General features: G+C 53.0%; 11 protein-coding genes. 4 read left to right on the top strand and 7 right to left on the bottom strand.

Annotated elements, in window-relative coordinates; all coding sequences use genetic code 11:
• The first annotated feature begins 17 nt into the window (after window positions 1-17).
• On the top strand, window positions 18-2,105 hold the full coding sequence (recG, locus tag B3Z49_RS18870) for an ATP-dependent DNA helicase RecG (protein WP_296993698.1): 2,088 nt from the start codon (window positions 18-20) through the stop codon (window positions 2,103-2,105).
• Between the two features lie 65 nt (window positions 2,106-2,170).
• On the opposite strand, the gene B3Z49_RS18875 is transcribed toward recG, so the two are convergent.
• The gene (locus B3Z49_RS18875) at window positions 2,171-3,043 is read right to left on the bottom strand and encodes a DUF502 domain-containing protein (RefSeq protein ID WP_008891021.1); all 873 of its coding nucleotides are present in this window, start codon (window positions 3,041-3,043) and stop codon (window positions 2,171-2,173) included.
• Between the two features lie 201 nt (window positions 3,044-3,244).
• Between B3Z49_RS18875 and B3Z49_RS18880 the strand changes: the two genes are divergently transcribed.
• Window positions 3,245-3,514: a hypothetical protein gene (locus B3Z49_RS18880; protein WP_008891020.1), complete on the top strand. Its 270-nt coding sequence runs from the start codon at window positions 3,245-3,247 to the stop codon at window positions 3,512-3,514.
• Window positions 3,501-3,953 carry an NUDIX hydrolase gene (locus tag B3Z49_RS18885; RefSeq protein WP_063089598.1) on the top strand — a complete coding sequence of 151 codons (453 nt, stop codon included), beginning with the start codon at window positions 3,501-3,503 and terminating at the stop codon, window positions 3,951-3,953. The genes B3Z49_RS18880 and B3Z49_RS18885 overlap by 14 nt, the downstream gene beginning before the upstream one ends.
• A gap of 91 nt (window positions 3,954-4,044) precedes the next feature.
• On the opposite strand, the gene rpoH is transcribed toward B3Z49_RS18885, so the two are convergent.
• Window positions 4,045-4,914, bottom strand: a complete 870-nt coding sequence (gene rpoH / locus B3Z49_RS18890; protein ID WP_008891018.1) for an RNA polymerase sigma factor RpoH — start codon at window positions 4,912-4,914, stop codon at window positions 4,045-4,047.
• A 581-nt stretch (window positions 4,915-5,495) separates the two neighbouring features.
• Between rpoH and B3Z49_RS18895 the strand changes: the two genes are divergently transcribed.
• Window positions 5,496-5,999, top strand: coding sequence for a YchJ family protein (locus tag B3Z49_RS18895; protein ID WP_296993638.1), 504 nt, complete (start codon window positions 5,496-5,498; stop codon window positions 5,997-5,999).
• Here the strand turns inward: B3Z49_RS18895 and B3Z49_RS18900 are convergent.
• From B3Z49_RS18900 to B3Z49_RS18920, 5 genes are all read right to left on the bottom strand, one after another.
• Window positions 5,996-6,424 carry an NUDIX hydrolase gene (locus B3Z49_RS18900; protein ID WP_296993640.1) on the bottom strand — a complete coding sequence of 143 codons (429 nt, stop codon included), beginning with the start codon at window positions 6,422-6,424 and terminating at the stop codon, window positions 5,996-5,998. The two genes, B3Z49_RS18895 and B3Z49_RS18900, sit on opposite strands and share 4 nt — an antisense overlap.
• A gap of 202 nt (window positions 6,425-6,626) precedes the next feature.
• Window positions 6,627-7,154, bottom strand: a complete 528-nt coding sequence (ssb, locus tag B3Z49_RS18905) for a single-stranded DNA-binding protein (RefSeq protein ID WP_008891015.1) — start codon at window positions 7,152-7,154, stop codon at window positions 6,627-6,629.
• A gap of 59 nt (window positions 7,155-7,213) precedes the next feature.
• Window positions 7,214-7,687 carry a GAF domain-containing protein gene (locus tag B3Z49_RS18910; RefSeq protein ID WP_008891014.1) on the bottom strand — a complete coding sequence of 158 codons (474 nt, stop codon included), beginning with the start codon at window positions 7,685-7,687 and terminating at the stop codon, window positions 7,214-7,216.
• A 144-nt stretch (window positions 7,688-7,831) separates the two neighbouring features.
• Window positions 7,832-8,902: a sn-glycerol-3-phosphate import ATP-binding protein UgpC gene (locus B3Z49_RS18915; protein ID WP_296993646.1), complete on the bottom strand. Its 1,071-nt coding sequence runs from the start codon at window positions 8,900-8,902 to the stop codon at window positions 7,832-7,834.
• A 58-nt stretch (window positions 8,903-8,960) separates the two neighbouring features.
• Window positions 8,961-9,299 (bottom strand): ABC transporter permease subunit (locus tag B3Z49_RS18920; RefSeq protein WP_296993647.1); only part of this gene is annotated, 339 nt, incomplete at its 5' end.

Consider the following 9,299-nt stretch of genomic DNA (forward strand, 5'->3'; position numbering starts at 1 on the left):
TTTCAACGAAAACCGACATGCGCCCGGAAATTCTGTTCCCGCTTTTTGCTGAAATCGACACGCTGGCCGGTATCGGTCCGCGCTTAAAGCCGTTGGTAGCGCGCCTGATTGGCGGGGAACATGTCGCCGATCTGCTTTGGCATTTGCCATCGGGCATTATTGATCGCCGGTTTTCGCCGGATCTTTCCGACACCATCGACGGGTCGGTCGTCACCGTGGATGTCTGGGTCGAACGCCATGAGCCCGCCCCCAATCGTCGTCGACCCTATCGCGTGATCTGCAAAACGCAAAGCGGTACGCTTGTTTTGGCGTTTTTCAATGCGCGGGCCAAGTACCTCAATGACGTTTTGCCGGTTGGTGAGAAGCGGATTGTTTCGGGCAAGATTGACCATTATCGCGGGGAATATCAGATCACCCACCCCGACCGGATTGGCACAGAGGCAGAACGTTCTGAAATCCAGACGGTCGAGCCGATCTATCCGATGTCGGCCGGTGTTACGGGCAAGACGCTGACCAAGGCTGTGCGCGGTGCGCTTGAAACGCTTCCCGATTTGCCAGAATGGCATGACCCGGCACTGGTTGCGCGCCATAAATGGCCCGATTTGAAAACCGCACTCTACACCATCCACAATCCACAGGATGAAACTGACCTGTCACCCGATCATCCAGCCCGCAAGCGGCTTGCCTATGACGAGTTGCTGGCCAATCAACTGGCCCTGACATTGATCCGGGCAAAGATGCGCAAGCTTGGCGGGCGTGTGACCAAGGGGGATGGTCGCCTGCGTGCAGCACTTGGTGACCACCTACCCTTTGCCATGACCGGTGCGCAGCAACGCGCACTTGGCGATATCTATGACGATATGGCTAGCGAAGGCCGCATGCTCCGCCTGTTGCAGGGCGACGTTGGCTCGGGCAAGACCGTGGTCGCATTGATGGCGATGTTAAATGCCGTTGAATGCGGACGTCAGGCCGCCCTTATGGCGCCGACTGAGATCCTTGCCCGCCAGCATTTCGAGACCATTTCGCCGCTTCTGGAGAAAATCGGGATCAAATGCGCCATTCTGACAGGCCGCGATAAAGGCAAGTCGCGCAAAAACGCGCTTGAAGGCTTTGCCAATGGGGACGTCCAGATTGCGGTCGGAACGCACGCCCTGTTTCAGGATGATGTGATGTTCCACGATCTTGCCTTCGCGGTTGTCGATGAACAGCATCGCTTTGGCGTGCACCAGCGCCTTATGCTGGCTGGCAAAGGTCAGGCGGTTGATGTCCTGGTGATGACGGCAACACCGATACCGCGGACCCTGACCCTGACAGCGTTTGGAGATATGGAAGTTTCGCGGCTGGATGAAAAACCACCGGGGCGCAAGCCGGTTGATACGCGCGTACTGCCGATCGACAAGGTGGATGATGTCATTTCCGGCATCGGGCGTGCGATGCGCAGCGGCACCAAGATTTATTGGGTCTGTCCATTGGTCGAGGATTCCGAGGTTCTTGACCTGCAAGCCGCCGATGAACGGTACCGGGTGCTGGCAGAACTGTTTGGTCAGGATCGTGTTGGCCTTGTCCATGGCAAGATGAAGGGCAAGGAAAAGGACGAGGTGATGGAAAAGTTCGCCCATGGCGATACATCCATCCTTGTTGCAACCACTGTGATCGAGGTCGGGGTGAATGTGCCCGAAGCAACGATCATGGTGATTGAACATGCTGAACGCTTTGGCCTCGCACAGCTTCATCAGCTTCGCGGGCGGATTGGCCGTGGGGATGCGGCATCGACCTGTTTGTTGCTGTATGGCAGCCCGCTTGGACAGGTGTCCAAGGCGCGCCTCAAGATCATGCGCGAAACCGAGGACGGCTTCATCATTGCCGAAGAAGACCTGAAACTTCGCGGTGCGGGCGAGGTTCTTGGCACCCGTCAAAGCGGCCTTCAGGAATATCGGCTGGCCAATCTTGAGCTACATGGTGATTTGCTGGCGATTGCGCGCGATGATGCGCGCCTGATCGTCGATCGCGACCCCGATCTGCAGAAGGCGCGCGGCGATGCGTTGCGTTTGTTGTTGTATCTGTTTGAACGCGACGAAGCGGTTCGATATTTCCGTTCCGGATAACAAAGACGAAGGGCGCACCAGTTGGATGCGCCCTTTTAAATTTCAAACCATTAGAGGTAATGGGATCAAGCGTCTTCGGGCGTTTTACCGTCTTTTGACTTCGGCTCGGACGTTTTGGATGTTTCCATCCGGGCCGGAATGTCACGTGATACCAGAATCGGAACATTTTCCTTTTCACGCAACGTATCGACATCCTCGTAGGTCTTGGCGGCGACCTGCGGATGATTGCGTTGTTCTGCAGGGCGACGATCCGGCGGGGTTACGATACCGCCTGACATTACCATTTTAATGGCCTCTTCGACCGTCATATCAAGGATGACAACATCCCGGCGCGGAACGAACAGCAAAAAGCCCGATGTCGGGTTTGGCGTGGTCGGCAGGAAGATGTTGATGACCTTGTCTTCTGTCAGGTTTTGCACCTCACCTGTGGTCTCGCCGGTGATAAAGCCAATCGCCCACATCCCGCGGCGCGGATATTCCAGAAGAACCGCCTGACGAAAAGCATTCGACTGGTTGGCCAGAACCGTTTCGAGGATCTGTTTAACGGCACCATAAATGCTGCGTACCGCCGGAATACGGCCAAGAATCCGCTCGTAAAGCTTAATTAATGCCCGACCGGCAAAGTTGGTCGTGAACCAGCCAACCACGGTGATGAAAACGATAATGACCAACAGGCCAAATCCGGGGATCCCGTATTCCTGATAACCGACGGGAAGATAAGATTCCGGATTGTAGTGCGCCGGGATCAGCGGAATGACCTTGCTGTCGACGAATTCAATAAACCACCAGGCAAGCCCGAAGGTAATCGCAAGAGGTGCGCTGACCAGCACACCAGTAAGGAAATAGGCTCTTATCCGGGCAAACATACCTGGGCTTGGGAGGACGTGCTCCGAACCTTTGTTTTCCGGATCATCGTTATCGTCGCGCTTGGCGTTCATTGAGCACCTGTGCAGAAGAGCCAAATGTCAAAAGCCGAAACTTGAGATTAGTCTTTGGCTTTTGGTCATTGTACGTGAGAATATGGCAAAGCTGGGACTTAAAGCCGGGTTATTCCCGCTTATTAAAGTGATAGCAGTATTCAAGTTTGCGGTGCAACCAACAAACCGTAATTTGCAGATCAGAATTGTTGTGGAGACGTTTTGCAGGTCTGGATTGTTGAATATATTTACGATGATGACGGTTCGGTCGGGATAAAGACGGCCAAGGTACGTGCCCCTGACTACGATACCGCGCGGCAGTTCGCTATCGGTGACGCGCCATCGAAAGATTTTGTGATGTCACTCCATCCTGAGTCAGAAGAACAGTTTCTTGGAACACCCGGTATTCGGGCCCGAGAAATGACCGGCAAGGTCGTACATGAGGTCCCTGACCCGGACGATGATTTGGAAGAAGACGATGACGATTACTGAACTTGATCAGCGAACCTTTTTGCCGCGTCCTCTTGTCGGTGTTGGTGCCGTTGTCTGGCACAAGGACCATGTTCTTTTGATCCAGCGGGGCAAGGAACCGCATGCCGGCACATGGAGCCTTCCGGGCGGTGCGCAGGAGCTGGGCGAAACGGTGCGCGATGCTGTTTGCCGCGAAGTTCTGGAAGAAACCGGCGTCAAAATCTCAAGCCCGATCCTGGTCGACGCCGTGGACATGATTTCCACCAATGATGACGACAAGGTCGAATATCACTACACGCTGATTGATTTTGTCGCGGTGGCGCTTAATCCTGATATCACACTTGGCGGTGATGCGGCTGACGCCAAGTGGGTCAGCGTCAAGGAAGTGACCAAATACGCGCTTTGGAACAAGACCATTGAAGTTATTGCGAAATCACGTGATGTGCTCTCATCCGGATGAACCACTGACAATCTCAGCAAGATCAACGGAATGAGAAAAAAGGCGGCACCCATTAGGATGCCGCCTTTTGATTTGGTCTATTTAATCTTTGTTACGCTGCTGAATGCTGCGTCAGGACGCTTTCCTGAATTTTCTTGAACGCGCGTGCTTCAAGCTGTCGGACGCGCTCACGGCTGACGCCAAAACGTTCACCAAGCTTTTCCAGCGTGATCGGATCATCGCTGAGGAAACGGGCCTTGATGATTTCCTGTTCACGTTCAGGCAATTCGCCAAGTGCATTTTTCAGCATGCCGTTGTGAAGAACACGTTCTTCGGCATCGGCAACCAGTGCTTCCGGACTCGGTGCGTCAGACGACAGGGTATCAAGATATTCCATCCCCTCGTCTTTCGGCATCGGCGTGTTGAGCGAGAAATCGCGCGCCGCAAGACGGCGGTTCATTTCAAGCGCCTCACGGCCGGTCACACCAAGTTTTTCGGCAACCTGATCAGCTTCCTCTGGCGAAAGTTCGCCATTGTCATAAATATTAAGCTGACGCTTGGCTTTACGCAGGCTGAAGAACAGTTTCTTCTGCGCTGCCATGGTGCCGAGTTTGACCATCGACCAGCTTTGCAGGATGTATTCAGTCACCGCAGCACGGATCCACCACATCGCATAGGTCGACAGGCGGAAACCACGTTCCGGATCGAACTTCTGCACGGCACGCATCAGGCCGGTATTGCCCTCTGCGACAAGGTCCGCCATCGGCAGGCCGTAACCGCGATAACCAAACGCGATTTTGGCAACAAGACGCAAGTGACTGGTAACAAGTTTGTGGGCGGCCTCGGTGTCATCATGGTCCTGATAACGATGGGCCAGCATGTATTCTTCGTCCGCCGTAAGCATCGGGAATTTCCAGACTTCACGGAGATAGCCCGAGAAACCCTCTTCCTGGGAAACAGCAGGTAATTTAATGGCGCTCATTCTATGTCCTCCTGAGAGGTTTGCACGTCGGCATCTATTCTTAATACGGAGTCCGTCAGAAGCTAGATGACGCGCAAACACTATCGGTTGTGAATTAATTCACGTGGACGACCGGATTTTGTCAGAAAAGAAGCGTGGTCCGGTCGTAACTCATTCCAAGGTCACCTATGGAAGAGGACAGTAGACGCAAATAAGAAGTTCATTCATCGTGTCTCATCCTTACTCGAAGCAAATCGACAATTTACATGTCCGCCAATTGGCCGGACGTTGATCCGGCGGTGCCTATGGGCCCCCACCCGCATTTATTAATATATCTAAACCCGACCAAATTCGTCAAGAACTTCTGACCAGTGTTTCAGTTATATTAATCACTCAATATCAGCATCCTAGCAATTATAACCGACAAAAACAGTCGGGTAAGTAAAATGCCGATCCTTCACGCTAGGATCGATATACGGCGAAACAAAGGCAATTTGTGCATGTGTGAAGGTTCAAGGCGAAATTCCGGGGCTTGGCAAAGTGGCGTGCCAGTGGCCCCTGCTGTATGGTGATTTCAAAATGCCATTTGACCGGAGTTCATCATGCCAGCCTTGCCAGCAGACACTTTATGCCCCTGTGGCAGCCTGAAACATTACGGCGTCTGCTGTGGGAAGTATCATTCCGGGACGGCAAGTGCCGAAACGGCCGAAAAATTGATGCAATCACGCTACTCTGCCTTCGTGCTGCGCAATGGGAACTACCTATTATCAACGCTTGCAGAGGAAAATCGTTCCGGCTTTGATGCAGAAAGTATTGCGCAGGACACAACGCGCTGGACTGGATTGGACATCATTGAATGCGTTGCTGGCGGTATTCTTGATCAAACCGGAATCGTGGAATTCGTTGCCCATTTTGAAGAGAACGGCAAACAACACCAACTGCACGAGCGATCCAATTTCGAACGTCGTGACGGCAAGTGGTTCTATGTTGACGGGATATTTCCGGGCGTGAGCCAAATCAACGCGTCACCTGTCAAAGCCAAAGCCGGTCGAAATGATCCCTGCCCATGTGGATCCGGCAAAAAATTCAAAAAATGCTGCGGCTAGCCCACAAATTCCAGTGCCCATTGATGAAATGGCCGAAGTAAGTTTGCATGGGCTTCTTTATATGGCATCCAGACCAGTTCGTGATCTTGATCGACCGGCGGACCAAGCTTTTCAGTTAATTCGCACAGGAAAAAGGTTGCGCGCTTCAGGCGGTATCGGTCCTTGGCCGGGTTATTGACATACTGTGACGCAAAACCGAGCCGAGAGATGATGCGCGCCCGATAACCCGATTCTTCATAAGCCTCACGACAAAGCGCGTCCTGTTCGCTTTCACCGTTTTCAACGCCGCCGCCAAGAAGAACAATACCCTTTGGGGTGCGCGCAACGGCAACATCGCCGTTTTCGCGTTTGATCACGGCATAGACACAGTCCTGTACGTTATAGCTTTGCCCCACACGCGGGGTTCCAAATATTGGACCGGTCAACAGGTCTTCCTTGTTTCGCGATTGGCTGAGTTTTCGTTCTTAAATCAGATTTTATCGCTTGTTTATAGTCTTGTAGACCAACTTCAGGTGATTTTGTGATGGACGCGTCGGGATAGCTGCACGAACAATCTCACAAAAACAAATCCCCCCAAAACAACCAGCGTTTCGGAGGGATTTTAGATCGATATCATTAAGCGATTGCTTAGAACGGGATCTCGTCATCGAGGTCCGGGGCACCAGCCGGTGCGGATCCACCACCGGAAGAACCACCATTGCCCCAACCAGCGTCAGAACCGCCACCGTAGCCGCCACCACTATCCTGGCCGCCGCCATAGCCACCACCAGAAGATGAACCGCCACCCATGCCGCCGCCTTCGCCGCGGTTATCAAGCATGGTCAGGTTGGAGTTGAAGCCTTCAAGAACAACTTCGGTGGTGTAGTTGTCTTTGCCATCCTGCCCCTGCCATTTGCGGGTACGAAGCTGGCCTTCGATGTAAAGCTTGCTGCCTTTTTTCACAAAGCGCTCAACGACATCGGCAAGGCCTTCGTTGAAAACAACGATGCGATGCCATTCGGTGCGCTCGCGGCGCTCACCGGACTGACGGTCACGCCATTGTTCGGAGGTTGCGATGCTGAAATTGGCGATCTTTTTGCCAGCCTGGGTGAACCGGATTTCAGGATCGCGGCCAAGGTTCCCGACGAGAATGACTTTATTGACACTGCCAGCCATGGGTTATCTTCCAAAGTTTGTGTTGTCCGCTGTCCCGATTGGTCGGGACTTGTGGGTTATCATTGCGCAAAAATGCGCTGCATTAAAGTTTCAAGTGCAATGCGATCCGTTTCATCGAACGAATTGTGCTCGACACTATCGACGTCAAGCACGGCGATCAACTGTCCATCCGCATTGATCACCGGCACGACAATCTCGGAATTGGTCCGGCTGTCGCATGCAATATGACCAGGAAAAGCATGAACGTCCGCGACCACCTGCGTTTCGCGGGTTGATGCGGCTGCACCACAAACACCGCGACCAAACGGGATACGAAGACAGCCAAGTGTTCCCTGATAAGGCCCGACGACAAGTTCGTTTTCCTTTTCCGGATCAACATTATAGAAGCCAGTCCAGAAGTAATAGTCGAACTTTTGCGATAAGACGCACGATACGGTCGCCATCAGGGCGGGAACGTTGGTTTCGCCTTCGGTGATGCTTATCAGCTCTTTTTGCGCTTCTTCGTAAAGCGCCTTTTTCTGGTCGGTCTGCACATCGAACTCCCTTAACTTTCGCGCATAGGAACTACCCCGTTCACCCTGTGCGAGACAAGGGTAAAGTGCCCCAATCCGAAAACAAAAACGCCTCTGACAGTCTGAATTTGTCAGAGGCGTTTGATGTTCGCTGATCTGGTTTAATCAGATGCGCTGACCGCTTTCGATATCAAATAGATGGATTTTCGACGCCGGAACCGAAAGGCTTAATTTTTCACCCTTATCGAACTTGTGTGTTCCCTGCAAACGCAACGTGACATTGTCCGCATTGGCCCCGAAATCGAGATAAGCCAGCGTTTCTGCGCCAAGAGACTCCACCATGCGCACACCGGCATTAATCCGCCCTTCCCCGTCTTTGAGAAGTTCCAGATGTTCCGGGCGAATACCGACCGTGACTTCACGACCGGCCTCGACGACATGATCAAGATCAAGCATCACACCGTCGCCCACCGTGACGTGTTTCTTGTCATCAGAAACCTTGCCCTTGAGGAAATTCATCGCGGGCGAACCGATGAAACCTGCGACAAACTGGCTGGCAGGCTTCTCGTAGATATCAATCGGGGTTCCGATCTGCTCCGCAACGCCGCCATTCATGACGATCAGACGATCGGCAAGGGTCATGGCTTCGACCTGATCGTGGGTGACATAGACCGACGTGATACCAAGCCGCTGTTGCAGGTTCTTGATTTCAAGGCGCATATCGACACGCAATTTGGCATCAAGGTTTGAAAGCGGTTCGTCAAACAGGAAGACCTTCGGTTGGCGGACAATCGCACGACCCATGGCAACGCGCTGGCGCTGACCGCCAGATAATTGGCGCGGTTTACGCTCAAGATGATCTTCCAGCTGAAGAATGCGGGCGGCTTCGCGGACCTTGGCATCAATTTCCGCCTTGCTGTACCCACGGTTTTTTAGGCCATAGGCCATGTTGTCGTAGTTGTTCATGTGCGGATAAAGCGCGTAGTTCTGGAACACCATGGCGATATCGCGATCTGCGGGTGCCACTGTGTTGACGACTTTGTCATCAATGATGATTTCGCCATCCGAAATCCCTTCCAGACCTGCAATCATGCGCAGCAGTGTCGATTTGCCACAGCCAGACGGCCCGACAAGAACCGTGAACTCGCCGTGCTCGATTTTAAGGTCAATGCCGTGAATGGCCTTGAAGCCGTTCGGGTAGGTTTTCTGGGCCTGATTAAGCGTAACAGTTGCCATCTTGGTTATCCTGTATTCGGATCAATTATTTTCAATTCAGAGATCAGGGAGGACCGGGTTATTTTTCCGTCTCAACCAGACCCTTGACGAACATGCGCTGGAAGATGACCACCACCAGTACGGGCGGAACCGATGCCATGATTGTCAGTGCGAATGCCTTGGGGAACTGAGGTATCTGTCCGCCCTCATAGAGCGAATTGTAGACCTGCTTGATCCCGATCACGATGGTGTAGAGCTGATCATCGGTGGTCATCAGCAGCGGCCAAAGATACTGGTTCCAGCCAACCACAAACATGATGATGAAGATCGCAGCAATCATGGTCACCGACAGGGGAACCAGAATGTCGATGAAGAACCTGATCGGCCCTGCCCCGTCCAGCCTTGCTGCTTCAAGAAG

This window comes from Thalassospira sp. UBA1131, assembly GCF_002311515.1.
GTDB lineage: Bacteria > Pseudomonadota > Alphaproteobacteria > Rhodospirillales > Thalassospiraceae > Thalassospira.